The sequence below is a fragment of the Mesorhizobium sp. M0960 genome, from assembly GCF_040319055.1.
Classification (GTDB): Bacteria; Pseudomonadota; Alphaproteobacteria; order Rhizobiales; family Rhizobiaceae; genus Mesorhizobium.
Genome location: NZ_JAMYNN010000002.1, coordinates 366,516 through 389,830, shown reverse-complemented (window position 1 = coordinate 389,830; position 23,315 = coordinate 366,516). Strand labels below are relative to the sequence as shown.

The window sequence follows — 23,315 nt, the reverse complement described above, 5'->3', positions numbered from 1 at the left end:
GCCGCGCGCATTCATTTTCCCTTGCCTGGCAAGGAGATGGCCGGCATCGTGCCCTTCGGCGGCCGATACTTCCGCCGCCATGCCTTCGGGCTCAGGCCGGTGATGCGCAGGAACTCACGGTTGAAGTTCGATTTGCTGAGGAAACCGGCGTCGAGCATGATGCGGGTGATCGGTTCGTCGGTCGCCGCGAGCAAGCGGCGGGCCTCATCGATCCTCCTGCCGTTGACGTATTGGGATACGCTCGATCCGTGGACGCGATTGACCGCCGATGACACTTGCCGTGCGGGGAGGCCGAGCCGCCTGGCGATGCGCCCGAGGTTGAGATCGACATCCTTGTAGAGATATTTCGATGTCATCAGCGCGTCGACCGCCGCCGCGACCGCGGAATCTTCGCTGGTCACCCGTGGCGTGGTTTGGGCGTGCGACACATCCTCTTCCTCTTCGTCGGAAGCAGCGGTTTCGCTGGCAACAGCGGCCGCGCTGCCGAGCAGCATCAGCGCTAGGACGTTGGCGGCGGCAATCACCGCGCCGGAATGAGTGCCACCTGTCCATTCGAGGTCGAAGCTGATGATGATGTCGGTGACCGGCGATGCAAGGATCGCCAGCGCCGTCACCAACAGCGATCGGTAGGACCGCAAGACGCCGTCGAGACGCGATTCGACAAGAACATCCGGACCGGCCAGCGCTAGCCAAAGAAGGGCGGCGCCATAGGACAGGAAAACGAGGATGATCACCGGCCCGACCGGCTCGCGCCAGAAGATCAGGAGCAGGACAACCAGGCAGGCCGGCAGCAAATGCGGCCAGAGTGATGCCAGGCGATGCGCGGACGGTTCCTTTGTCAAACCGCTGAAGGCTATCCAGGCAAGGGGTGCGATCAGTGTCGCCAGGACCGACTGGAACGGCATGATTGCCCTGACATCATAACCCCAGCGAATGCCGATCAGCACCGACTGCAAGGCATAGGCGGCGATCAGCAGCATGAAGGCGATGTTTTCACGCAGATCGGCCTCGTTTCGGCGGACCATCTGCACGAGCAGGATGACCAGCAACAGGGCAACGACGAATGGCAGGGGAATGAAGATCATGATCGCAAGCGTGGTTCCAAAGCGGGCAGCGGCCGACAATGACCCGGATTGCGTTCGCGGTCGTCCCGGATCGCGATCAAGGTCGCGGAAATCGACGTTTCAGATCATCTCGACAACGCCACGGTCCAGTCGCGACCGCCCAACATGATCGGAGACAATGATGAAATCCGCAATTCTCGTCTTGCTGCCTTTTGCCGGCGTTGCCCTGGCATCGCCGGCGACCGGTGAGGCCTCCAAGACGCTCGATCTCGTCGGGGTGAGCGCCGTCGTCATCACCGGCGAAGCCAGTTCCGTCAAGCTCACCACTTCGTCCGCGGCACCCTACCACGCGACGATCAGCGGCCGCCGTGAAGGCTGGTTTGCGAGCTGGTATTCGAGTTGGTTCGCCAGTGACTGCCGTTCCGCCAGCGACATGAAGCTGGTGGCCTCGACGCTACGCATCGATGTTGCTCCCTCCTCGTGGCTGGATCCTTCGGACTGCGTGGTCGAGATCAACGCCAACATCCAACCCGAGAGTTCCGTGTCGATCGACCAAGCGGCGCTGCAAGCCAACATGGCGGGGAATTTCTCTACTATCGCCATCGCCGGCAAGGCCGCCGATGTTTCACTCGACGGGCATGCTTCGAGCATCGATCTCAAGGGCGAGGCGCTGAAGGTCAATCTCTTCTATGGCAGCATCCGGCAGGACGAAAACATCGCGATTGCCGGCAAGGCGCTGGATGCCACGCTGTCCTTCGGCCAGCAGGTTCCGATCAGCTATTCGGTGACAGCATTGGCGTCCTTCGTCGACAGTTCGCTTCCCAACACCGCCGGCGCCAAACCCTCGATCGTCATCAAGGGCGATTTCGTTCGCGCGACGATCCGCTGAATAAAAAACCCGCCACAAGGGCGGGTTTTTTATCTGCAGGCAGCCAATGCGGCTTGAGCGTTCTTCGACCTTACAGGCCAAAACCTTCGAAGCGCTTCTTGAACTTCGACAGGCGGCCGCCGCGGTCGAGCAGGGTCTGCTGGCCGCCGGTCCAGGCCGGATGGGTCGTCGGGTCGATATCGAGGTTCATCGTATCGCCTTCCTTGCCCCAGGTCGAACGGGTCATGTATTCGGTGCCGTCGGTCATGACGACCTTGATGGTGTGGTAGTCGGGATGGATGTCGGTCTTCATGGTTCTGTTCCTGGCTTGCCGGGTGCTGCCGACGGGCTGAAGCCTGCGTCGATGCGCCCCTTTTTAAAACTCGAAGCCGCAGCTATTGAGGAGCCACGGCTTCTAAAACGGTCGGCGAGCCTATACATCAGCCGGAATTGAATCACAAGGCCGCGGCAAGCGCATATTGATGGCGCAAACCTCAAAAGGCCAAAGGACACGGTCATGGCGAACATCAGCGGCGATGCAGACGAGCGCAGGCGCTCGCTGAGGCCGCTGCAGCGCCTGTTTCCCTACATCACCCATTACCGCAAAATGGTCATCGGCGCGATCATCTCGCTGGCCGTCGCGGCGGCGACGACGCTGGCGCTGCCACTGGCCGTGCGGCGGATGATCGATCACGGCTTTTCCGCTTCCGATTCCAGCTTCATTGCCGAATATTTCGCCATGCTGGTGGTGATGGCCGCCGTGCTGGCGGCGGCGTCTGCCAGCCGCTACTATTTCGTCATCACGCTGGGCGAGCGCGTCGTTGCCGATATCCGCCGCGATGTCTTTGCCCACGTCACGACGCTGTCGCCCTCCTTCTTCGACACGGCCCAGTCGGGCGAGATCGTCTCGCGGCTCGCCGCCGACACGACACAGGTCAAATCGGCCGTGGGTGCTACCGCCTCGGTGGCTTTGCGCAACGTCATCCTCGGCCTTGGCGCCGTGGCGATGATGGTCTTCACCAGCCCAAAACTGTCCGGCCTGGTCATCGCGGCCATTCCGTTAATCGTGCTGCCGCTGGTCGCCTTCGGCCGCTCGGTGCGGCGCAAGTCACGGCTGGCGCAGGATACTCTGGCCAATGCCACCGCCTATGCCAGCGAGCAGATCGGCGCGGTCCGCACCCTGCAGGCCTTCACCAACGAGAAGCTTGTCACCGGGTATTTTTCATCCGCCGTGGAAGCAGCGTTCGAAGCGGCGCGGGCCTCGATCTTTGCCCGCTCCTTTCTCACCTTCTTCGCCATCTTCATGATCTTTTCCTCGGTGGTGGCGGTGCTGTGGTTCGGTTCGCGCGACGTGCTCGACGGCACGCTGTCGCCAGGTACGCTTGGCCAATTCCTGCTCTATTCGGTGTTCGCTGCTGGCGCGCTCGGCGCCTTGTCGGAGGTCTGGGGCGAACTGTCCCAGGCAGCAGGCGCTGCCGAACGGCTGACCGAGATCCTGGCCGAGAAACCCGCGATCCAGGCGCCCGCCGATCCGAAGCCGCTGCCGGCAAAGGCGAGAGGCGCGATCAGCTTCGACGATGTCTCCTTCTCCTATCCGGCCCGGCCCGACCGCGCCGCCGTCCATGGCCTCAGCTTTCAGGTCAAACCCGGCGAGACGGTGGCGATCGTCGGACCATCCGGCGCCGGCAAGAGCACCGTGTTTTCGCTGCTTCTGCGCTTCTACGATCCGGAAGCCGGCAGGATCGTCATCGACGGAGTCGATCTGCGCGAGGCCGATCCGACCGCGATCCGCGCGCGCATAGCCATCGTGCCGCAGGATGTCACCATCTTTGCCGCAAGCGCGCGCGACAATATCGGCTTTGGCCGGCCTGGCGCCAGCCAGGCCGAGATCGAGGCGGCGGCGAAAGACGCGCTTGCCGACGAGTTCATCCTGAAACTCGAAAAGGGCTATGACAGCCAGGTCGGCGAGCGCGGGGTGACGCTGTCGGGCGGCCAGCGCCAGCGCGTGGCGATCGCCCGCGCCATTTTGCGCGATGCGCCGATCCTTCTGCTCGACGAGGCGACCTCGGCACTCGATGCCGAAAGCGAGACGCTGGTGCAGACGGCGCTCGACCGGCTGATGCAGGGGCGTACCACGATCGTCATCGCCCATCGGCTGGCAACCGTGCTGAAGGCCGATCGCATCCTGGTCATGGATGGCGGCCGCATCGTCGAGGAAGGCACGCATCAGAGCCTGGTCGCCAAGGGCGGCATCTATGCGCGGCTGGCCAAGCTGCAGTTCGAAACCGGGGCGAATGCCTTCAGGGGCGCGGCCGAGTAGGTCCCCCAGCGACCGCTGGGATTCTTCAGCTACCGAAAGCTCGGCGTTTGCCGCGTCGATAGGCGATGAACAGGGGAACGCCGACAAGCAACGACAACAAAAGCATGCTGGCGACGGTCTGTCGCTGCTCCTTTGCCGGATCGCTGAGCTGCACATCGGCAGGCGGCTCTTCATAGGTAAAATCGTACTGCCACCGGATTTCGTCCGCGACGTCATCGACGGTTTTCAGATAGTCGGCAATCGCCTTGGCCGGCACTTCAGTTGCCAGGCTCTGAAAGTTCCATTCGACTTGAAATTCGGTGGGCGTGTTGGACCAGGACGCCTTGAGAGACAGATAGGGCGTCACGACGTTTTTCATCGACTCGCCGGAAAACCTCGCCTTGAGGTTGCGCACCGTTATCTTGTGACGCCGGTAGAACTGGGGGCCGATGGAGACTGGCCCGGTTCGGTCGACGATTGTCGGGGTTGGAAGAGAGTTGTTGCCGAGATCGGCCGCGCGGATCGGGAAATTCTTTGCCAGATCGTTGGCCGCCAGCGCCTCTGCCGGCAAGCGATAACTTTCCTTCACGCTCACTATGTTGTCGTCGCGGCGATCCACGATTTCCGGCTTGGCGACGGTTTGGATGCCCGGATATTGCTTGTTGTAGTATTTCAGGTAGGCGTCCGACACCTCGCTCAGCGACCGGCTGGCCAAATTGCCGCGCATCCAATCGGCATCGGCGTCCTGATATGTCGAGAAGACCGTCAGCACGAGGGGATCGCCCGGTTTCCGCGGAAAATCGAAGTCCTCGGCGATCTGGATCGATGGGCTGGTAAGCACAGGACTCGGCATCTTCTCCAATCCGCCGGTGCTGGAAAGCGGCAGCGCGAAGCCGTAGTCCGACTGTGCGAGATTGGGCGCCTTGCCGCCCTGAAGATAGTCGGTAGCATCCAGCCAATATGTCTTTGTTCCGATCCTCGCCTTGACGATGGCATGGTCGAAATCGCGAAGCGCCGGCAGATGCTGGTCCAGGGCCCGCCCTTCGTCGAGATCGGCCAGGGCAACCTCGGCAGCAATGCCAAGCCGCACAAGCGAAGAAACCAGCAGCAGTGCCTTGTCCTTGCAGTCACCAAACCCGCTCAGGATGACGGTCGCGGGATCACGCGGAATGTAGGAACCGGCACCCATCGACAGGCTTACATAGCGGATCTGGTCCTGCACCAACCGCATTGCCTCGACCATCCGGTCTTCGGGCACGGGATGCCGCAGTGCGATGTCGTCGAGCTTTGCGGCAAAAGCCGAGGGAAAAACGGTCGCTGGCTTGTAATAGGGCGCAACAGCATCGACCACACTTTGCCAATTCGCGGTCGATGCGACATCGATAGAGCCCCAGCCTGGATATGTCACGGGCAGGTTGTCCTCGACATTGACCGGTTTCGGGTTTGGAATTTCCCACAGATAGGTCGTGTCCGGCCCTGTCGACGAGATCGAAGGCTTGAGTTGGGTCCCCCTTGTCTTGGTCTCGAGCGGCTGGCCCGAAGGCCAAATGATGCTCGTGCGGATAAGCGCTACCGGCTCTTCCCATTCGGTGGAGAAATTCTTGAAGAAGAGATCCTTGCCGACGAGCGGCGTTATTTCATAGGTCGATCCGTAATCAACGATGTCGCCGGCGCGCACGTCATCGATGTTGACATGTGCTGTCAGCCAGCCGTCGAAGACGCCTTTCTCGGCATCTCTTTCCCTGCGGAAGATGTCGAATTCGACGTCTTCCAGCCGGTCCAAAACGGCGCCGTCGCGGATGATGTGAAGATGGTTGAGCGTGACCTTGTGCCGGGACGGATCGAATTGCAGATCGATACTCGCGCCTCGATCCAGCCCGGGACGGTCAACGATTTTATAGACTGTGCGCGAGTACTCGACATAGCCGCCGGCGCGATGCTTGATCTGGTCGTCCGAGAGCAGCCATGAAACGCCATTCTTGATTTGATCCGATCGGGTGGGATCGGCAGCCGGTATATCAACCTGCGTTACCCAGCTTTCCGCGGGGCCCTTGAGAACCATGTCGTCGGACATGGCCGGAGAACTCAGGCCGATCAACAAGATGAAAAATACCAAGCGGGGCCAGAAAGACTTCATCCCATGAAAACTGTAACAGGCAGACATCTACGCTCGCCCAACTTGGAAGAACTCCTTTTTCAGAGGCTTTCCTTCCAAAGTAAAGGCCAGTTTCGCGGATTTCTGCAGTCACCGCAGCAAGAACCAGGAACAGACGAAGCGACTCAGTTACCGTACCGCTTCTTCAGGTGATCGGTGAAATGCACGGCATTGAGCTTTTCGCCGGTGGCGCGTTCGAGCAGTTCCGGCGTCGACCAGCGCGAGCCTTGCGACCAGATCCTTTTGCGGCGCCAGTCGTTGATCGCGGCGAAATCTCCCTTGGCGAGGTCTTCGTCGGCTGAAGGATGATCTCTGGTCAGCGCCGCCCATTGCTGCGCCGCCATCATGGCGCCCAGCGTGTAGGAGGGGAAATAGCCGAAGGCGGCACCCGGCCAGTGGACGTCCTGCATCGGACCATCAGCCGGATTGTCTGATGTCGACAGGCCGAGATAATCGCGCATCTTGGCATCCCAGGCCTCGGGCAGGTCGGCTGCTTCCAGCCGCCCCGAGACAAGCTCCTGCTCCAACTCGTAGCGCAGGATGACATGCAGCGGGTAGGTGACCTCGTCGGCATCGACGCGAATCAGACCGCGCTCGACCCGGTGCACATGCGGCAGGATGTCGTCGATCGTCCAGCTCTCACCAAGGTGTCTTTCGACCACCGGCAGTGCCCAGCGCCAGAATTCTGGATTGCGGCCGATCTCCTTTTCGACGAACAGGCTCTGGCTTTCATGCACCGCCATGCCGCGCGCTCTGCCGAGTGGCCAGTGCGCCCACGCCTTCGGCAGGTTCTGCTCGTACAGCGCATGGCCGGTCTCGTGCAGCACGCCCATCAGCGCCGACAGGAAATCCGAGGTCTTGTAGCGGGTGGTTATGCGCACGTCGCTCGGCACACCGCCGCAGAAGGGATGGTGCGAAACCGACAGCGAGCCGTGGGTGAGGTCGAAGCCGACTGCGGCCATCATGGCGAGGCCGAGCTCGCGCTGCTTGTCCAAGAGGTAGCTGCCGGAAAGCGGCTTCAGCGGATGTTTCGCCAGCCGCTCCTCCTGCACGGCAAGTGCCTCCGGTACGAAGCCTTTCAAGAAAGTCTTCAACTCAGCAAATAAAGGCGTGATGTCGGCGGTGCGATTGCCCGGGTCATATTGCTCCATCAGCGCGTCATAAGGCTCGAGCCCGAGCACCTCGGCGCGAAATGTCGCCTCCTCGCGCACCAGCGCCACGACGCCTTCGAGCGCCGGCAGGAAGCCGGCCCAGTCGTTCTTGGCGCGCAGGTCGCGCCAGAGTTGCTCGGAGCGCATGCGCACAGTCGTCTGGCGCTCGACGAACTCGACCGGCAGGCAGGTCAGGTTGGTGTATTGCCGGCGGAACTCCCTGACCGCGGCCTGCTGCTCTTCGTTCAACGCCTCCTGCTCGGCCGCCGCGATCCAATCGGCAATCTCCGGCGCAGTCGCCTGGGCGTGGTGCATGCCGGCAAGCGCCGACATTGCCTCTGCGCGCTTCTCGCCGCCGCCGACCGCCATATGGGTCGCCTCGTCGGCGCCGAGAATGGCGAGGGCATGTTCCAGCGCTTCGAGCTTGTGGCCGAGGTCGTCGAGATTTTGAAAGGACATGGTGGGTTCCGGTGATTTGACGGCGGGAAAAGATACCAATGGAAAAGTGTTGGCAACCCCTGAAAACCGTCTGCGACCGATGCATCGACTGCCGGCCGCAACGGCCGAAAGGCATCTTGCGGAAGCGGTGGCGTGCGTGATCAATGTCGTTGGCGGCGGCAGACCGCAATGGGGGAGACGAAACATGATCGCCAATGTACTGGTCGGGCTGGTGGCCGTGATCCACCTCTGCATCGTCTATCTGGAGATGGTGCTGTGGGACACGCCGCGCGGTCACATGGTATTCAAGCTGACGCCGGAATTCGCCAGTGCCTCGAAAGTGCTTGCGGCCAATCAGGGACTTTACAACGGTTTTCTCGCAGCTGGGCTGATCTGGGGGCTTTACCTCGGCGAAGCCGGTTTCCAGTTCAAAGTCTTCTTCCTGCTCTGCGTCACCGTCGCCGGCCTCTACGGCGCGGCGACGGCGGGCCGTAAAATCCTGTTCATCCAGACAGTGCCGGCAATGCTGGCGCTGATTGCGTTGGCGTTGTGCTAGCGCATGATCCCTGAACCGAAAACTGGAAAAGGATCATACGCAAAATCAATTGCCACAGCGCCGGGCGCTGCGGCCGATCTCAGCCGCCTGGATAGTTTGGGCCGTAGCCGTTAGGATAGTATCCGCCATCGCCGCCGTTGCCGATGAGGAAGGCACTGCCGGTATCAGCGCGTAGCTTTTGGCTGACATCGTCGAGCTGCGCCAGCAACTGCTGATATTGCGTGCTCGGCATCGTTCCCTCGCGCGCGGCCCTCTGGGCGGCCCGATCGAGTTGAGCGACCTGCGTGCGCAAGTCACGCGCCTCGCCCGGCTCGAGCTTGTTCGCCCGGATGGCGCCCTGGATACCCGTCTCCACGCTCTGGATCTGATTGATCAAGGCCGTCTCACGCGGGCCGGCGTAAGCGCCAGCAAACGGAACGGCGAGGAGAAGTGTGGCGAGCGTAGCAGTCCTGAGGTTCCTGGGAGCGAAGAAGCGCATGGTTGCGTCTCCTTTACTGGGGAAGGCGATGGTTGGGTTTTCCTGCCTTCCGGCCGCGGGCCGTCAGGTTCCGTCGCGTCGCGATGAGCGGTTCCACCGCCGGCGGTTCTCGGCCCAGACCAAGGCTAAAAGGCGGTGGCGGCAAAGTGTAATTAAAAAAAGGTAATTTTTTCAGCTCTTGCGGCTGCCGCACCAGTGCCCTAGATGCCGCCGACTTGAGCCGGCTCGATCCGGTGCATGTAACGAGCCAAAGGCTTGCAGATCACCGCTCGGTCAGCTTCAGCTCGATGCGGCGGTTCTTGTTGCGCGCCTCTTCGGTATCGGCGGGGTCGAGCGGCTGGAATTCGCCGAAGCCGGCCGCGACCAGCCGGTTGGCCGGCACGCCGTTCTCGATCAGGAACTTGACCACCGATGTCGAGCGCGCCGTCGACAATTCCCAATTGTCGCGGTAGCGGCCGGTGCCGGAGAGCGGCTTGTTGTCGGTGTGGCCGTCGACGCGCAGCACCCAGTTGATCTCCGGCGGGATCTCCTTCTGCAATTCGATGATGGCATCGGCGAGCTTCTTCATTTCGACCTTGCCGGCATCGTTGATCACTTCGGAGCCGGTCGGGAAAAGCACTTCCGACTGGAAGACGAAGCGGTCGCCGACGATGCGGATGTTCTCGCGGTCGGCGAGAATTTCACGTAAGCGGCCGAAGAAATCGGAGCGGTAGCGGTTCAGTTCCTGCACGCGTTGCGCCAGCGCGACGTTGAGGCGGCGGCCGAGATCGGCAATCTTGGTGTTGGACTCGCGATCGCGCGTTTCGGACACGTTGAGCGCTTCTTCGAGCGCTCCGATTTGCCTGCGTAGCGCCGCGATCTGCTGGTTGAGGATTTCAACCTGGCTCAGTGCCTGTTGACTGATCTGGCGCTGGCTGTCGAGCTCGCCGGAAAGTGCCGTTGCGCGCTGGTTGGCGGCGTCGCCGGCGCCAGCGCCTTGCGCCAGCAATTGTTCGAGCCGGCTCTTTTCCGCCTCCGATGCAGACAGCGAGGCCTGCAAATTGGCAAGGGTGTCCTCCTTGTCCTGCGTCGTCGAGCGCTCCAGCGCCAGAAGCTGGGTCAACTCATTGATCTGGGAGTTGAGGCGGTTGAGCACCGTGTCCTTGCCGGAGATCTCGCGGCCGAGCAGGAACTGCGCCAGCACGAAAACCGTGAGCAGGAACATGATCGCCAACAGCAGCGTCGACAGCGCATCGACGAAGCCAGGCCAGTAATCGATGCGGCGGTCGGAGCGCCGGCCTCGTGCCAACGCCACGTCAATGCACTCCAGGTTTCTTCAAGGCGTCGGCGATCTTCTCCAGGGTGTTGCGCATCGCCTTCTGCTCGTCGGACTGGGCCTCGACCCAGTCGCGCATGATCTGCTGTTCCGAGCGCATGTTCTTGACCAGGCCAGAAATGCCGTCGGCGAGATTGGCCATGGCGGTGGCGACGCGCGGATTGGAGCCGCCGCCATTCTCCTGCAGGGTGCGCAGCTTTTCCGACAACAGACGGATTTCATCGGAGGGTTCGCTCTTGGCCGCGTCGGCAACGACGATGTCGGAGGACAGGTCGGTGACCGAGGACAGCCAGTTCTCGAGCTCGGTATAGAAGCGCGTCTGGGCGCGGCCGGCCTGCAGGTCGAGGAAGCCGAGCACCAGCGAGCCGGACAGGCCGAACAGAGACGACGAGAAAGCGGTGCCCATGCCGGCCAAAGGGGCGGAAAGCCCCTGCTTCAGGGATTCGAGCACGGCCGCTGCGTCGCCGGTGCCGGGATCGAGCGACTCGATGGTTTCGCGGATCGAGCCGATCGTGTTGAGCAGGCCCCAGAAGGTGCCGAGCAGGCCGAGGAACACCAGCAGCCCGACAAGGTAGCGCGAGGTGTCGCGGCTTTCGTCGAGGCGGGTGGCGATCGAATCCAGCATGGTGCGCATCGAACTGGTCGAGAAGGCAATCGTCGAGGAGCGGCCGATCATCGCCTTCATCGGCGCCAGCAGCACGGGTTCGGTGGTTTCGGAACCGGCGCGGAACGAATTGACCCAGCGCACCTCGCGGAACAACCGGCCGACCTGGACGAAGGCCAGCAGGATGCCGACCGCCAGCACGCCGATGATCAGGCCGTTGAGGCCGGGATTGGTGACGAAGGCGGTCGAGATCTGGCGGGTCAGGATGGCGGCGATAAAGGCCACGATGAACAGAAAGATCACCATGGTCAGCAGAAAGACCTGCGGGCTCGACAATTTGTGCGGGTCGTAGATCAGAACGTCGGAGCGCCTGCCCATGCCGAAGGATCTGAGTAAAGTCATCCGTGCCCCGTTTCCGATGCCATCGCCGCCGATCACATTGTGTTTGCGACTCTAAACGGAATTGTGACGAAATTGAATGGCGCTTGGCAATATTGCCACTGTCCGCGACCGGAGGTCAAAGCCGGTTGATGACCAGGCAGTCGACCATGGCGGCCAGATGCAGGCCGGCGCCGGTGACGACAAAGCCGTGCCACAGCGCATTGTGGAAGCGCAGGCCTTTCCAGGCGAAGAAGATCACGCCACAGGAATAGACGATGCCGCCGGCAACGATGAGGGCGATCGATGTCGCCGGCAGCGTCCGTAGGAGCGGCTCCACCAGAACGATGCCGCTCCAGCCGATGGCGAGATAGAACACGATTGCCAGCCGGTCGAAACGGCCGGGGAGAAAGACCTTGATGGCGATGCCGAACGTCGCGGCGATCCAGACCAGGACGATCATCGAAACAGCCAGCGGCGAGCCGCCGAGCTGGGCAAGGAACGGCGTGTAGGTCGCAGCGATCAGCAGGTAGATCGCCGCATGGTCGAAGCGCCGCAATATCCATTTCGCCGGCGACGATACCGGCCACAGATTATAGGCCAGCGAAACCGACAGCACGGTGAGCAGCGAGACCACATAGAAGGCGGCGGCGACATTTTCGCCGGGGCCGGTTCGATAGGCGGCCAGTGCCAGCAACGTCGAGCCGGCAGCGATCGCCAGCACGATGCCCACGGCGTGGACGATACCGTCGGCGATGATCTCGGCGCGCGAGTAATGCCAGCGCCCCATGAAGGGGATGTCGAGCTGGGATAATTCGCTCTGGGATGTGGGCCGGCTGTTCGTCATCGATGATCCTGCGTCGCCTTATCTGGGCGGCCGCGGGACAGTATTTCAAGCTTTGGTTGCGGTTTTGCGACTGCGGCGCTTCAGCGCGGCGCGACTACATCAGCGCGCTGGGAGCGGCTTCTTCACCGTCTTCAACAGCGCGCGTTGCATGAGTTCGTTGCCGGCAACGACCGAACCGGCGGTCAGCATGTCCTGGCCGCCGGCAAAATCGGAGACGAAGCCGCCCGCCTCGCGGATCAGCAACATGCCGGCGGCAATATCCCAGGCCGACAGGCCGATTTCCCAAAAACCGTCCATGCGGCCGGCGGCGACGTAGGCGAGATCGAGCGAGGCGGAGCCGAGGCTGCGCACGCCCGAGACCTCGGCCATGACATTGCGCAACTCGACAAGGAAATTGCCGTGCTGGCCACGCCCGAGATGCGGCACGCCGCAGCCGATCACCGCATCGACCAGCTTGGTGCGGCCGGCGACGCGCAACCGTCGATCGTTCATGAAGGCGCCGCCGCCACGCTCGGCGGTGTAGAGCTCGTCCATCGCCGGATTGTAGATGACGCCGGCGACGATCTGGCCTTGGCGCTCCAGCGCGATCGAGATCGCGAACAGCGGGATGCCGTGCAGGAAATTGGTGGTGCCGTCGAGCGGATCGACGATCCAGCGGTGCTGGCCGTCGTCGCCCTCGATCACGCCGCGTTCCTCCATCAGGAAGGCGTAGCCGGGCCGCGCCTTGGACAGTTCGGCAAAGACGATGTCTTCGGCCTTGCGGTCGGCCTGGCTGACATAGTCGCCCGGCCCCTTCATCGAGACCTGCAGGTTCTGCACTTCGCCGAAGTCGCGCGACAGCGAGCGGCCGGCCTTCATTGCGGCCTGGACCATGACATTGAGGATCGCGGAACGCGCCATTGCTCTTCTTCCTGTCGCTGCGCCTATCTGCTTTGACGCGTGATCCTATCCAAAAAGTCTGCCACTTTTCGGGATCACGCCTTAGTCGGCGCGGCGTACGTAAGTGATTTCGTTGGTATCGACGATGATACGCTCGCCCGAGCCGATGAACGGCGGCACCAGCACACGGATGCCGTTTTCGAGTATCGCCGGCTTGTAGGACGAGGCTGCCGTCTGGCCCCTCACCACCGGGTCGGCCTCGGTGATGGTCAGCGTCACCTGGTCGGGCAGCGAAATGCCGATCGGCCTTTCGTCATAGAGCTGGACCGTCACCATCATGCCGTCCTGCAGGAAGGCGGCGCGATCGCCGACGAACTCCTTTTGCAATTCGAGCTGCTCGTAGCTTTCGGTGTCCATGAACACCAGCGCGTCGCCCTGCTCGTAGAGGAAGGAAAAATCCTTCAGATCGAGCCGGATCTGCTCGACCGTCTCGGCCGAACGGAAGCGCTCGTTGAGCTTGGTGCCGTTGATCAGGTTCTTGAGTTCGACCTGGTTGTAGGCGCCGCCCTTGCCGGGCTTGACGGTGTTGGTCCTGACCGCCACCCAAAGGCCGCCATCATGCTCGATGACGTTGCCGGGACGGATTTCGTTGCCATTGATCTTGGCCATGGTGAGGTGATCCGGAAATGAGATGATCGCCGCAAAGGGCAATTTGGCGCCTCCAAGACCACAAATCGCTAGCAGAGGCAAGGAGCGCCTTCCGATGAAGCGGGAACGAAGCTCGCCCGGCAGCGCGGCGCGGCAGCCTCAGTCCGTCCTGACGATGGCGGTTACGGCCGCGCTCATGGCGTCGGCTACCTCTGTTAAAAGATGCAGGTGCGGCGAACGCAAGACGACAATTCGCAGCGACAGCTCGAGGCCGGGAGCGTCGACCAGGGCAATGCCCTCCGGCAGCTTTTCCTGCAGCAGCCGCTTGGGCAGCAGGCCAAGGCCTTGGCCTCGACGAACCCAGTCGATCTGCAGCGCGCTGTCCTGAATCTCGGCGCCGACCATCAACCTGTGGCCGCCCTCGGCAAGGGCAGCCGCCAGCCGCCGGCGCGCGTCGCAAGGTTCAGGACTGAGAACCCAGGGCATGGTCTTGACGTCGGCTTGCCGGCCGGTGTTTTCGGCGGCGATGATGGCGAGGGGCTCGGTTCCGACAACGCCGTCGCCAGTTTTGGAATTGCCGCCGTCCAGGATGAAGGCGAGGTCGAGCTGTCCGCGCTTGTGCTGGTCGGCCAGCTCAAGGCTCCAACCGCTCTTCAGACGCAGCGAAACCTTCGGAAACCGCGCCACGGCATCAGCAATGGCGGCGGCCACGGCTTTGTCGCAAAGTCCATGGGCGAGGCCGAGCCGCAGCAGACCCTCCGGCTCGTTGCCACTGGCGAATGATCGCAGCGCGTCGACGGCGGCGAGAATGTCCTTGCCGCGTGCCAGCACCTCTACGCCGGCCGGGGTCAGTCGCGACGGCTTTAGCCGGCGGTCGAGCAATTCCGTGCCGAGCATCTCCTCCAGCCGCTGGATCTGGCGGGTGACGGCCGGCTGCGTCAACGGCAGGCGTCGAGCCACCTTCTGAATCGAACCCTCCTCGGCAAAGAGGGCCAGTGTTTTCAGTTCTTCGAGCACGAGACACCTGAACATGTCAGAGAGGCATAATTATGCTGAACATTATGAATTTGAAATCCGATGGATGGCAAGCGATTTTCCTGCGGCAGCACCAGCAGAGAAGAAACACGATGAAAGCGATCGAATTGCAGAGCCCGGGCGGCCTCGAGAATCTCAGAATGGTCGAGCGGCCGATGCCTGAACCAGGGCGCCAAGAGATGATTGTGAAGGTGAAGGCGACGGCGCTGAACTACCGCGATGCCGAGATCGTCCGCGGCAGCTATCACACGAAGTTTGCATTGCCGCTGGTGCCGCTGTCGGACGGCGTCGGCGAAGTCGTAGCCGTCGGCGCCGAGGTCAGCAGGTTCCAGATCGGCGACCGGGTCTGCGGCACGTTCTGGCAGCGCTGGGTCGGCGGCAGTTTCGCGATGGCCGAGCCCTCCTATCAACGTGGCGGCCCGATCGACGGGCTGCTCAGCGAATTTGCTCGGCTCGATGAACAGGCGGCGGTGCTGGCGCCGGCCAATCTGAGCGACTTCGAGGCGGCGACGCTGCCCTGCGCCGGCGTGACGGCATGGCACGCGCTGTTTACAGAGGGCAGCGTCGAGCCCGGCGACACCGTACTTTGTCTCGGCACCGGCGGCGTTTCCTTGTTTGCGATGCAATTCGCCGCCGCTGCCGGGGCGCGCGTCATCGTGACGTCGAGCAGCGACGAGAAACTTGCACGGGCAAAGCAACTGGGCGCGCATGATGGCGTGAACTATCGCAGCGTCCCCGACTGGGCATCGGCCGTGTTGGGATTGACGGATGGGCGCGGCGCCGACCATATCATCGAGGTTGGCGGACCGCAGAGTTTTACACAATCGCTGAGGGCAGCGGCGCGCGGCGCCCAGATCAACGTCATCGGCTATCTCGGCGGCAGTGACGGCGCCATCAACCCGCTCGACATCTTCCGCCGGCAGGTCAGGGCGCGAGGCATACCGGTGGGCTCACGCGAATCCTTCGAGGCGATGAACCGCGCCATTGTCGTCAACCGATTGAGACCGGTGATCGACCGGGTCGTACCGTGGACCCAGGCCGCCGAAGCCTTTCGGTACCTTGAACACGGCTCGCCCTTCGGCAAGGTCGTGCTCGATCATACGCAATGAGCCTCGCGCTTGCGAGTCCGGGTGCAATGAGTCGCGAGATCACAGTCAGGGCAGGCGATTGGCCCGTTGCAGCGCCTGCTGCGTCTGCTCGTCGGTCAGGCCCTGCAGGAAATCGTCCATCTCTTGGTCGATGAGCCCAGCGCGGCGGGCGACAACATACCAGGCGCCGGCGAGGATCAGATCCGGATCGGTGCCGATGCCGTTCATGTAGAGCTTGGCGAGACGGTTCTGGGCGGCGACGTTGCCGCCTTCTGCGGCCTGCTTCATCCAGTTAAAGCCCGATTTCAGGTCGCGGGCGCCGCCGCGCCCCTCGATCATCCAGGTGGCGAGATCGATCTGCGCCGTGTCGTAGTTCTGCCGCGCAGCCTGTGCCAGCAGGCCGCGGGCGCGGACATCGTCGCGCGGCTTGCCGCCGGCGCCATTGGCGTAGACCTGTGCCATCGCATATTGTGCGTCGGCAAGCCCGGTCGCGGCGGCGCGCTCGTAATAGGATACGGCTTTGGCAATACCGGCATCGCCGGGCTCCTGTTCGACCATCAGCTGGGCAAAATTAAACTGCGCCAGGCGGTTGCCGGCTTCGGCGGCGGCCTGCATCAGCGCATAGGCCTCCTTCTCGTCCTTTTTGACGTAGCGGCCATCGAGCAGCATCAGCGCATACTGGAATTGCGATTCCGGGATGCCCTGCTCGGCGGCAAGCGCATACCACTTCGCCGCCCCTGCCGCGTCGACCGGCACGCCGAGGCCGCGCGACAATATCTCGGCCACCAGCGTCTGTGCCGCCGGATCGCCGTTTTGAGCACGGGAAATCGCAAGGTTGTAGGCCGTCTTGTAGAGGCCGCGCTGAAAGGCGCCGTAGGCGGCGTCGGACGGTTTTGCGCCGAAGCGGTCGGGGTTGATGGTATCGGCCGACGGCAAAGGGGCCGTGGTGGCGGGCTGCGGCAATGGTGGGAGAAACGGCTTGTCGGCAGGCTCGCTGGAATCCGGCCTCGGCTGCGGCAGCGGAACGGGTTCCGCCGCTATCGCCTGGGTTACGGCCGTTGCGAGAAAAGCGCTGAAAAGGATCGTCCGAGAGAGCACGTCAGTCCTCGAAGCGCGGTGCGGTTTCGTCGAGCAGCGCGTTGGCGGTGGCAACCGCCGTCTTCGGATCGACGTCGCCGGCGAAAACCGCGCTGGAAAGCGCCACGAATTCGGCACCGGTGGCGGCGACAGCTTCCACCGAGGCAAGATCGGATCCGGCCATGACGATGCAAGGGATCTGGATCACGTCCGCCCACCATTGCCCGAGCGACAGGTTGCGGGGATGCGGCTCCGGCTTGTTGTCGTAGCCGAAGCGACCGAAGAAAATATAATCGGGCCTGACCTCGCCAAGTTCCAGCGCGTCGTCGCGGGTCTTGGCGCCGCCGGTGCCGACCATCATCCTGGCCTGGAAGTGTTCGATCGTTTCGGCGAGCTCGTCCTTGCCGACCTCGACATGGATGCCGTCGGCCTGGACGCGGCCGGCGATGCGGGTGTCGCCAGCAATGATGACGGCAATGCCGGCCGCTTGCGCCACCGGCACGATCTGCTCGGCAAAGGCCTGGAAGGCGGCCTCGTCCATGCCGTTTTCCGGCAGGATCAGCGAGGCGACGTCACCGCCGTCGAAGGCTGCGGCGATGCGCTCGGCCGGCACGTTCGGCGGCGCGATCAACACGATACGGCAGCGGTTGGGGGGCGTTGCGTCATTCATTGGTGTTCGGTCCCGGTTATCGCCTATGCCGGGCGAAGATGGTTGCATTGCGGCATAGAGCAAAGTGCGGGGATTGAACAGGCGGCAGGGGGATCACGATTGCCGGCTAGATCTATCGGGGCTCGGCGCATGACTACCGTTGGCCGAAATTCTCCTCGCCTGGTCGCTTGCGGGCTCTACGCAGGCACTTTCGATTTCCAAAGCGACCAGCCGAGGTTCATGCCGGCGGCGGCGACCAGGATGGCGGCGGCGCCGGCGATCTGCGCCGGATGCAGCCGGTGGCCGAAGGCGACGACGTCGACGAGGATGGCGACGACTGGATAGATGAAGGACAGCGACCCCTGCAGATGCGTCGGCAGTTTCTGGATGGCGCCGTACATGAGGATGTACATCAGGCCGGTATGGACGATGCCGAGCGTCGCCAGCATGACCCAGCTCCGCGCATCGGCGGGAAGGTGGGTGAGATTGGCGAAAGGTGCCAGCATGAGAACGCCGACGCAGACCTGGATCAGGGCGATCAGGTGCGGCGGCGTGCCTTTGAGCTTCTTGGTGACGATAGCCGCAACGGCCCAGAAGAAAGCCGCGGCCAGCGCCATCGCAATGCCGGTAAAGTAATCCGTACCATGATCGCCTGCATCGGGCGCGGCCTGCACGATCAGCAGCATGCCGGCGAAGGCGATGCCGAGCCAGGTCAGCTTGGTCACCGTCAGCCGTTCGGAGAAGAAGAGCGCGCCAAAACCGACCAGCATGAAGGGTTGCGTATTGTAGACAGCCGTGGCGATCGAGATCGACGCGCGGGAAAACGCGCTGAACAGCAGCAGCCAGTTGATAACGATGGCAGCACCGCCGAGAGCCGCGATCGCGACAATGCGAAGCGACAGCCTGCCGCGCAGCAGTCCCAGCGCCGTGCAGATAACCAGCAGCGTTACCGCACCGAAGGCGCAGCGCCAGAACACCACGTCCATGATGGGTTGGCCGGACAGGACGACGAACCAGCCGATCGTGCCGAGGATCGCCATCGCCGCAGTCATTTCGATCGTGCCGCGTACCGTGTTGTCCATGGATGCTCCCGAAACCCGTTGAGATTCTATAATCCCACGGCAGATATGGGCCTTTCCATGACTTGTAGCTGGTGATATGCAGAACGAACCTAATTTAATTAGGTAAACATCGGCTTTTTCTTGGAATTGTAAAATGCTGGACGAGCTCGATAGAAAGCTCCTCGATATCCTGGTCAGGGATTCACGGACCTCGCTGAAGGAACTGGCGCTGCAGGTCGGGTTGTCGTCGCCAAGCGTTTCGGAGCGGCTTCGGCGGCTTGAGGATCGCGGCGTCATTCGCGCATTCACCATCGACATCGATCCGCAGGCGCTCGGCTACGCCTTGCAGGCGATCGTTCGCATCCGGCCGTTGCCCGGTAAGCTGCACATCGTCCAGAAGCTGATCGAGGAAATCCCGGAATTCGGCGAATGCGACAAGGTGACGGGCGATGACTGCTTCGTCGCCCGGCTGTTCGTCCGCTCGATCGGCGAGCTCGACGGGATTCTCGACCGCATCGCCGACAAGGCCGAAACCAGCACCGCCATCATCAAGGCGCAGCCGATCCGGAGACGCCCGCCGCCGCTCGACATGCCAAACATGTGACGGGCTCCGGTGGCGTGGCCCACGTATTTGCGGTCGCGGTCTGGCCATTTCTGGTCTATTCCAGAGTTCAACTTTCCCTCCAGCCTCCTTTCCCCATGTCAGGCCTGCTCATCGATCCCTGGTTCTATGCCGCGGCCATGCCGGCCGTCATCCTCGTCGGCCTGTCGAAAGGCGGCTTCGGCGGCGCCGTCGGCTTTGTCGGCGTGCCATTGATGGCGCTGACCATGCCGCCGGTTCAGGCTGCCGCAATTCTTCTGCCAATTCTGTGCCTGATGGACATTGTCTCGGTGTGGACATGGTGGGGTATCTTCGACCGCAAGATGCTGGCCGACATGATGCCGGGTGCCGTGATCGGCATTGCCCTTGGCTGGCTGACGGCGGCACTTGTAACCGAAGAGATGGTCCGGCTGATCGTCGGCGCGGTCGCCCTGATCTTCGTGCTGCGCTGGCTCTATTTGCAACTCCGCCACGGTGCCGGCCACGCGGCGGAGCCCAACCGCGTTGCCGCCGGCTTCTGGGGTACCGTTGCCGGGTTCACCAGCTTCGTCGCCCATGTCGGCGGCCCGCCTTTTCAGGTCTATGCGTTGCCGATCAGGCTGGATCCGAAGGTGCTGTCCGGCACCGCGGCGATCTTCTTCGCCGTCACCAATGCACTGAAGCTCATCCCCTATTTCGCGCTCGGCCAGTTCGACACCACCAATTTGACCGCGTCGGCGGTGCTGATGCCGCTGGCGCCGCTGTCGACAATCGCCGGCGCCTGGCTGGTGCGGCGGATGCGGCCGGAGCTGTTCTATCCCTTCACCTATGCGACCGTGGCGGTCGTCGCGGTCAAGCTTCTGTGGGACGGCATCGCCGGCCTTCTGTAAGACGGCGGCCCCAGGCGGCCGCCGCCGGATTCCTTAAACCTCAGGCGGCACTCGGCAGCAGCGGCCGCGTCCTGCCAAGCGCGAGAGCAGCGCCGGTTGCCAGCACGAACGCCATGCAGCCAAGAATGGTGATGTCGTGCAGTGTCGGCTTCAGCACCATGTCCGCGATGATCATCAGCATCACCGAATAGTCGAAGCGCGCGGCATTGAGGACGCGCTGGCCCTGGGCAAGCACCGCCGGCGTCACGCCATCCTTGGCGATCATGCCTGCCATGCGGTCGGCAGTCGGCTTGAAGACGAACATGCCGATGCAGAAGGTCGTCGCATAACCGGCAAGGCCGATCAGCACCCACAAATCGGAAAAGCCGACCCAGAAGCCGCACATGATGAGGCCGAAGAGCAATGTCAGCATCGACATCGGCGCGAAGAACCGGTTACCGAGCTCGCCAGTGGCGCGCATCGCCTGCAACATGCCTTCGACGTTTCCAGCGCGGTCGGCGCGTACCGCAAGCAGCATCAGGGTGAAGCCGCCGCCGACCCAGAGGATCGCCGAGACGATGTGCAGAAATTTAACGGCCGAGTACCAGTCCATTGTTCGCTCCTTGAGAAATTTTCATGATTGCCGGAGCGCAATTTTGCTCCGCCTCGTTGCGAGGAGCGGGCGTTTAGCGCGGCGCCTGTTTCGGAACGATGTCGCGCGGCGAGCGGATCTGTTTCGGTATGTCGGTCACGATCTGGAGGAACCGTGGCGCAAGCGCGTCGCCCCCACTTTCCAGCCGGTGGTGAGAGCGGCGGCTTAGCCGGCCATCTGTGCTGTTACGGCACAGATGCTGGGCGCTTGATCGAAAAATATGCCCTGCGTTAAGGCTTTGTTAAGCTTTACAGGCGTTTACTATGTCCATCCAGTGATCTGGATTCTTACCGAGTGGTTGGAGCCACTTTGTTTGACGCCTCCCTGTTAAACTCCTGAGAGCCGCCTTATCCGCGGCTCTTTTTTTGTTCGCCGGCATGGAGCCCCTTGGGCCAAATGCGGCCGTTAACCGTTTGTTAAACATGTGCTTGCCTTCGCCGGCAGCGAAGCGCATTTTCAAGCTTCAGTCGTTTAGGCTGCCGGATATGGCGGCCAAGAGCCGAATCGGCCGGCTGTCAGGCAAGTGCAGGGGCGCAGCGATGAACGAGCCTTCGAAGGCGAGCGCGAACACCATCAAGCTGGCGGAGCGCCGGGTTTTCTCCCAATCCTTCAAGCCGCTCTATCAGGAAGGCATGGGCTTGGTCGAGCAGGCGGCCGAATATCTCGACGGCAAGGGCCGCGCCGAGGCCAAGAAGCTGTCGAGGCTGGCGGCGACGCTTTATGCGGCCGAGTCGATGCGGCTGACCACCAGGCTGATGCAGGTCGCCTCGTGGCTGCTTTTGCAGCGGGCGGCGAATTCCGGCGAGATGACCCGCGATCAGGTGGCTTCCGAAAAATCCAAGGTGCGTCTCGACACCGCCTCCGCGCATGACGAGGCGCCCGGCTGGGCCGAGCTGCCGACGGATTTCGTCGACCTCGTCAACCGCTCGCTGCGCCTGCAGGCGCTGGTGCGCCGCATGGACGAGGAGATCTATGGCGGCCTCGCCGAGGTGCCTCAGTCGAGCCGTCGCCTCAATCCGGTCTCCGACCAGATCACGTTGCTCAACACGGCTTTCGCCCGCGGCTGAGAGACCGTTTGGAAACTCTACTCCAGCGGCCATCTGGCGGCGTTTTCTCCGCTTACCTGCAGCGCCGCGTCCTTTTGGACGCGCAAAGGACGCTGCAGCACTTTGATTGCGCATGATCCCCTCGGGATCACGCGTGGGCTCACGGACCCAAATGTCCGCTGCGCTCCGGTTCTCGAAACCACCACCATATGACTCGCCGGAGCGACCTTTCGAAACGGTCTCAGAGGCTTTGTGGACATCACGAGCCCCGTTTCTGGTTTGTTCACATTTCGCTGGCATCGCTGCCCGCCGAAGGTAGACTTGGCGGATGGGGGAAGCGATTCGCATCATCGGCATCGATCCGGGGCTTAGGCGCACCGGCTGGGGCATCGTCGAAAGCCTTGGCAATTCGCTGCGCTTCGTCGCTTCCGGCACAGTACGGTCCGACGACAAGGCGGCGCTGGCGGTGCGTCTTTGCCAATTGCATGACGGGCTTGCCGAGATCCTGCATGCCACGATGCCGCACGAGGCGGCGGTGGAGCAGACCTTCGTCAACAAGGATGCCGCGGCGACGCTGAAACTCGGCCAGGCACGCGGCATCGCCATGCTGGTGCCGGCGCGCGCCGGCCTTGCCGTTGCCGAATATGCGCCCAACGCCGTCAAGAAGGCGGTGATCGGTGTCGGCCATGGCGACAAGAAGCAGATCCATATGATGGTCAAGGTGCTGATGCCGAAGGCGACTTTCGACACCGACGACGCCGCCGATGCGCTGGCCATCGCCATCTGTCACGCGCATCACAGGCAGAGCATCGCCTACAGGATGGCGATGCCGGCCGAATAAGTTTGTTCTTGACTTGTTCTCCAGTGAACAATAAGTAATACCAACGAGGTATTACCATGCGCGTTACCACCAAGGGCCAAGTGACCATCCCGAAGGAAATACGGGATCATCTGGGTATCGGCCCGGGCTCGGAGGTGGAGTTCGTCCCCACCGAGGACGGTGCTCGTGTCATTGCGGTCGACGAAAACATGTCGAAGGAGGAAGCCTCGCGCAGATTCAGCCAGATGCTCGGCCGTATGGCTGGTACGCTGGATCTGGGGGGCATGACGGCGGACGAATATGTGGAATGGCTGAGGGGCCCGCGTGAAGACCTCGACATTGATTGACACAAACGTCCTGATCGACGTTTGGGGTCCTGCCGGACGGGAGACGAAATGGTCGGCATCAGCAATTACCGCATGCCGGCGCGACGGCGCACTCGTAATCAATGCAATCGTCTGGTCCGAACTCGCGCCGTTGATCGCGACCGAACAGGCCCTTCGCCAAGCAGTCGACATGCTCAAGATGGATCGCGAATTCCTGCCGTGGGAAGCGGCCTTCCTTGCTGGTGTCACGCACTCCCGCTATCGCCGCGCCGGCGGCCTCCGCGAACGAACGCTGCCGGATTTCTTTATTGGAGCCCATGCGGTTGTCGCTGGGCATCGCCTGCTGACGCGCGATGCCGCGCGCTATCGCAGCTATTTCCCGGACCTCGATATCATCTCTCCGGAAACCCACCCGGCATGATCGGCAAGCTC

At 62.6% G+C, this 23,315-nt stretch carries 25 protein-coding genes; 10 read left to right on the top strand and 15 right to left on the bottom strand.

All coding sequences use genetic code 11. The annotated features are described in order from the left end of the window. Positions 1–11: 11 nt before the first annotated feature. Positions 12–1,085, bottom strand: a complete 1,074-nt coding sequence (locus NKH63_RS06940; RefSeq protein WP_352480931.1) for a helix-turn-helix domain-containing protein — start codon at positions 1,083–1,085, stop codon at positions 12–14. A gap of 160 nt (positions 1,086–1,245) precedes the next feature. On the opposite strand from NKH63_RS06940, the gene NKH63_RS06935 reads away from it, so the two are divergent. Beyond that, complete coding sequence (locus tag NKH63_RS06935; protein WP_352640134.1) at positions 1,246–1,953, top strand: hypothetical protein; 708 nt, start codon at positions 1,246–1,248, stop codon at positions 1,951–1,953. A gap of 70 nt (positions 1,954–2,023) precedes the next feature. Here the strand turns inward: NKH63_RS06935 and rpmE are convergent, their stop codons facing one another. Then, the gene (gene rpmE / locus NKH63_RS06930; protein ID WP_006327661.1) at positions 2,024–2,245 is read right to left on the bottom strand and encodes a 50S ribosomal protein L31; all 222 of its coding nucleotides are present in this window, start codon (positions 2,243–2,245) and stop codon (positions 2,024–2,026) included. A gap of 204 nt (positions 2,246–2,449) precedes the next feature. On the opposite strand from rpmE, the gene NKH63_RS06925 reads away from it, so the two are divergent. Continuing rightward, on the top strand, positions 2,450–4,252 hold the full coding sequence (locus tag NKH63_RS06925) for an ABC transporter transmembrane domain-containing protein (RefSeq protein ID WP_352917735.1): 1,803 nt from the start codon (positions 2,450–2,452) through the stop codon (positions 4,250–4,252). 25 nt (positions 4,253–4,277) lie between these two features. Here the strand turns inward: NKH63_RS06925 and NKH63_RS06920 are convergent, their stop codons facing one another. Next, a complete protein-coding gene (locus tag NKH63_RS06920; RefSeq protein ID WP_352861123.1) occupies positions 4,278–6,305 on the bottom strand; it encodes a DUF3857 domain-containing protein in 2,028 nt (675 codons plus the stop codon). A gap of 206 nt (positions 6,306–6,511) precedes the next feature. Further along, entirely contained in the window at positions 6,512–7,996 is a 1,485-nt protein-coding gene (locus NKH63_RS06915; protein ID WP_352917734.1) for a carboxypeptidase M32, read from the bottom strand. A gap of 184 nt (positions 7,997–8,180) precedes the next feature. On the opposite strand from NKH63_RS06915, the gene NKH63_RS06910 reads away from it, so the two are divergent. Further along, positions 8,181–8,531, top strand: coding sequence for a DUF1304 domain-containing protein (locus NKH63_RS06910; protein WP_352917733.1), 351 nt, complete (start codon positions 8,181–8,183; stop codon positions 8,529–8,531). 79 nt (positions 8,532–8,610) lie between these two features. Here NKH63_RS06910 and NKH63_RS06905 read toward each other — a convergent pair whose 3' ends face one another. The 7 genes from NKH63_RS06905 to NKH63_RS06875 form a co-directional block, all read right to left on the bottom strand. Next, positions 8,611–9,009, bottom strand: a complete 399-nt coding sequence (locus NKH63_RS06905) for a hypothetical protein (protein ID WP_023719630.1) — start codon at positions 9,007–9,009, stop codon at positions 8,611–8,613. 262 nt (positions 9,010–9,271) lie between these two features. Next, entirely contained in the window at positions 9,272–10,303 is a 1,032-nt protein-coding gene (locus NKH63_RS06900; RefSeq protein WP_352480924.1) for a peptidoglycan -binding protein, read from the bottom strand. Position 10,304: 1 nt separating this feature from the next. Then, positions 10,305–11,330 carry a MotA/TolQ/ExbB proton channel family protein gene (locus NKH63_RS06895; protein ID WP_023719628.1) on the bottom strand — a complete coding sequence of 342 codons (1,026 nt, stop codon included), beginning with the start codon at positions 11,328–11,330 and terminating at the stop codon, positions 10,305–10,307. A gap of 115 nt (positions 11,331–11,445) precedes the next feature. Then, on the bottom strand, positions 11,446–12,153 hold the full coding sequence (trhA, locus tag NKH63_RS06890) for a PAQR family membrane homeostasis protein TrhA (RefSeq protein ID WP_352917732.1): 708 nt from the start codon (positions 12,151–12,153) through the stop codon (positions 11,446–11,448). Between the two features lie 99 nt (positions 12,154–12,252). Next, positions 12,253–13,053, bottom strand: coding sequence for an inositol monophosphatase family protein (locus NKH63_RS06885; RefSeq protein ID WP_023719626.1), 801 nt, complete (start codon positions 13,051–13,053; stop codon positions 12,253–12,255). An 81-nt stretch (positions 13,054–13,134) separates the two neighbouring features. Then, a complete protein-coding gene (gene efp, locus NKH63_RS06880; protein WP_023678016.1) occupies positions 13,135–13,701 on the bottom strand; it encodes an elongation factor P in 567 nt (188 codons plus the stop codon). A gap of 138 nt (positions 13,702–13,839) precedes the next feature. Then, on the bottom strand, positions 13,840–14,712 hold the full coding sequence (locus NKH63_RS06875; RefSeq protein WP_023719625.1) for a LysR family transcriptional regulator: 873 nt from the start codon (positions 14,710–14,712) through the stop codon (positions 13,840–13,842). A gap of 95 nt (positions 14,713–14,807) precedes the next feature. On the opposite strand from NKH63_RS06875, the gene NKH63_RS06870 reads away from it, so the two are divergent. Then, complete coding sequence (locus NKH63_RS06870; protein WP_023719624.1) at positions 14,808–15,824, top strand: zinc-dependent alcohol dehydrogenase family protein; 1,017 nt, start codon at positions 14,808–14,810, stop codon at positions 15,822–15,824. Between the two features lie 45 nt (positions 15,825–15,869). Here NKH63_RS06870 and NKH63_RS06865 read toward each other — a convergent pair whose 3' ends face one another. The 3 genes from NKH63_RS06865 to NKH63_RS06855 form a co-directional block, all read right to left on the bottom strand. Beyond that, a complete protein-coding gene (locus NKH63_RS06865; RefSeq protein WP_023719623.1) occupies positions 15,870–16,901 on the bottom strand; it encodes a tetratricopeptide repeat protein in 1,032 nt (343 codons plus the stop codon). Position 16,902: 1 nt separating this feature from the next. After that, on the bottom strand, positions 16,903–17,550 hold the full coding sequence (locus NKH63_RS06860; RefSeq protein ID WP_023719622.1) for a thiamine phosphate synthase: 648 nt from the start codon (positions 17,548–17,550) through the stop codon (positions 16,903–16,905). 176 nt (positions 17,551–17,726) lie between these two features. After that, the gene (locus NKH63_RS06855) at positions 17,727–18,611 is read right to left on the bottom strand and encodes a DMT family transporter (RefSeq protein ID WP_023719621.1); all 885 of its coding nucleotides are present in this window, start codon (positions 18,609–18,611) and stop codon (positions 17,727–17,729) included. A 133-nt stretch (positions 18,612–18,744) separates the two neighbouring features. Between NKH63_RS06855 and NKH63_RS06850 the strand changes: the two genes are divergently transcribed. Beyond that, complete coding sequence (locus tag NKH63_RS06850) at positions 18,745–19,194, top strand: Lrp/AsnC family transcriptional regulator (protein WP_023719620.1); 450 nt, start codon at positions 18,745–18,747, stop codon at positions 19,192–19,194. Between the two features lie 95 nt (positions 19,195–19,289). Further along, positions 19,290–20,060, top strand: a complete 771-nt coding sequence (locus tag NKH63_RS06845) for a sulfite exporter TauE/SafE family protein (RefSeq protein WP_023719619.1) — start codon at positions 19,290–19,292, stop codon at positions 20,058–20,060. A gap of 40 nt (positions 20,061–20,100) precedes the next feature. Here the strand turns inward: NKH63_RS06845 and NKH63_RS06840 are convergent, their stop codons facing one another. Further along, positions 20,101–20,652, bottom strand: coding sequence for a DUF2269 family protein (locus NKH63_RS06840; RefSeq protein WP_023719618.1), 552 nt, complete (start codon positions 20,650–20,652; stop codon positions 20,101–20,103). 578 nt (positions 20,653–21,230) lie between these two features. On the opposite strand from NKH63_RS06840, the gene rcdA reads away from it, so the two are divergent. The 4 genes from rcdA (at position 21,231) to NKH63_RS06820 (ending at position 23,304) form a co-directional block, all read left to right on the top strand. After that, the gene (rcdA, locus tag NKH63_RS06835) at positions 21,231–21,758 is read left to right on the top strand and encodes a protease adaptor protein RcdA (RefSeq protein WP_023719617.1); all 528 of its coding nucleotides are present in this window, start codon (positions 21,231–21,233) and stop codon (positions 21,756–21,758) included. A 307-nt stretch (positions 21,759–22,065) separates the two neighbouring features. Beyond that, a complete protein-coding gene (gene ruvC, locus NKH63_RS06830) occupies positions 22,066–22,578 on the top strand; it encodes a crossover junction endodeoxyribonuclease RuvC (RefSeq protein ID WP_023719616.1) in 513 nt (170 codons plus the stop codon). Between the two features lie 56 nt (positions 22,579–22,634). Next, entirely contained in the window at positions 22,635–22,904 is a 270-nt protein-coding gene (locus NKH63_RS06825) for an AbrB/MazE/SpoVT family DNA-binding domain-containing protein (protein WP_023719615.1), read from the top strand. After that, on the top strand, positions 22,882–23,304 hold the full coding sequence (locus NKH63_RS06820) for a type II toxin-antitoxin system VapC family toxin (protein ID WP_023719614.1): 423 nt from the start codon (positions 22,882–22,884) through the stop codon (positions 23,302–23,304). Before NKH63_RS06825 ends, NKH63_RS06820 begins: the two co-directional genes overlap by 23 nt. Positions 23,305–23,315: the final 11 nt, after the last annotated feature.

Coding starts and splice junctions, on each gene's coding strand:
- NKH63_RS06895 (WP_023719628.1), bottom strand. CDS start 11,330: ATGACTTTACTCAGATCCTTCGGCATGGGCAGGCGCTCCGACGTTCTG.
- efp (WP_023678016.1), bottom strand. CDS start 13,701: ATGGCCAAGATCAATGGCAACGAAATCCGTCCCGGCAACGTCATCGAG.
- NKH63_RS06825 (WP_023719615.1), top strand. CDS start 22,635: ATGCGCGTTACCACCAAGGGCCAAGTGACCATCCCGAAGGAAATACGG.
- NKH63_RS06850 (WP_023719620.1), top strand. CDS start 18,745: ATGCTGGACGAGCTCGATAGAAAGCTCCTCGATATCCTGGTCAGGGAT.
- NKH63_RS06870 (WP_023719624.1), top strand. CDS start 14,808: ATGAAAGCGATCGAATTGCAGAGCCCGGGCGGCCTCGAGAATCTCAGA.
- NKH63_RS06875 (WP_023719625.1), bottom strand. CDS start 14,712: ATGTTCAGGTGTCTCGTGCTCGAAGAACTGAAAACACTGGCCCTCTTT.
- NKH63_RS06845 (WP_023719619.1), top strand. CDS start 19,290: ATGTCAGGCCTGCTCATCGATCCCTGGTTCTATGCCGCGGCCATGCCG.
- NKH63_RS06860 (WP_023719622.1), bottom strand. CDS start 17,550: ATGAATGACGCAACGCCCCCCAACCGCTGCCGTATCGTGTTGATCGCG.
- NKH63_RS06935 (WP_352640134.1), top strand. CDS start 1,246: ATGAAATCCGCAATTCTCGTCTTGCTGCCTTTTGCCGGCGTTGCCCTG.
- ruvC (WP_023719616.1), top strand. CDS start 22,066: ATGGGGGAAGCGATTCGCATCATCGGCATCGATCCGGGGCTTAGGCGC.
- NKH63_RS06855 (WP_023719621.1), bottom strand. CDS start 18,611: ATGGACAACACGGTACGCGGCACGATCGAAATGACTGCGGCGATGGCG.
- NKH63_RS06920 (WP_352861123.1), bottom strand. CDS start 6,305: ATGTCCGACGACATGGTTCTCAAGGGCCCCGCGGAAAGCTGGGTAACG.
- NKH63_RS06910 (WP_352917733.1), top strand. CDS start 8,181: ATGATCGCCAATGTACTGGTCGGGCTGGTGGCCGTGATCCACCTCTGC.
- NKH63_RS06905 (WP_023719630.1), bottom strand. CDS start 9,009: ATGCGCTTCTTCGCTCCCAGGAACCTCAGGACTGCTACGCTCGCCACA.
- trhA (WP_352917732.1), bottom strand. CDS start 12,153: ATGACGAACAGCCGGCCCACATCCCAGAGCGAATTATCCCAGCTCGAC.
- NKH63_RS06885 (WP_023719626.1), bottom strand. CDS start 13,053: ATGGCGCGTTCCGCGATCCTCAATGTCATGGTCCAGGCCGCAATGAAG.
- rcdA (WP_023719617.1), top strand. CDS start 21,231: ATGAACGAGCCTTCGAAGGCGAGCGCGAACACCATCAAGCTGGCGGAG.
- NKH63_RS06840 (WP_023719618.1), bottom strand. CDS start 20,652: ATGGACTGGTACTCGGCCGTTAAATTTCTGCACATCGTCTCGGCGATC.
- NKH63_RS06940 (WP_352480931.1), bottom strand. CDS start 1,085: ATGATCTTCATTCCCCTGCCATTCGTCGTTGCCCTGTTGCTGGTCATC.
- rpmE (WP_006327661.1), bottom strand. CDS start 2,245: ATGAAGACCGACATCCATCCCGACTACCACACCATCAAGGTCGTCATG.
- NKH63_RS06925 (WP_352917735.1), top strand. CDS start 2,450: ATGGCGAACATCAGCGGCGATGCAGACGAGCGCAGGCGCTCGCTGAGG.
- NKH63_RS06915 (WP_352917734.1), bottom strand. CDS start 7,996: ATGTCCTTTCAAAATCTCGACGACCTCGGCCACAAGCTCGAAGCGCTG.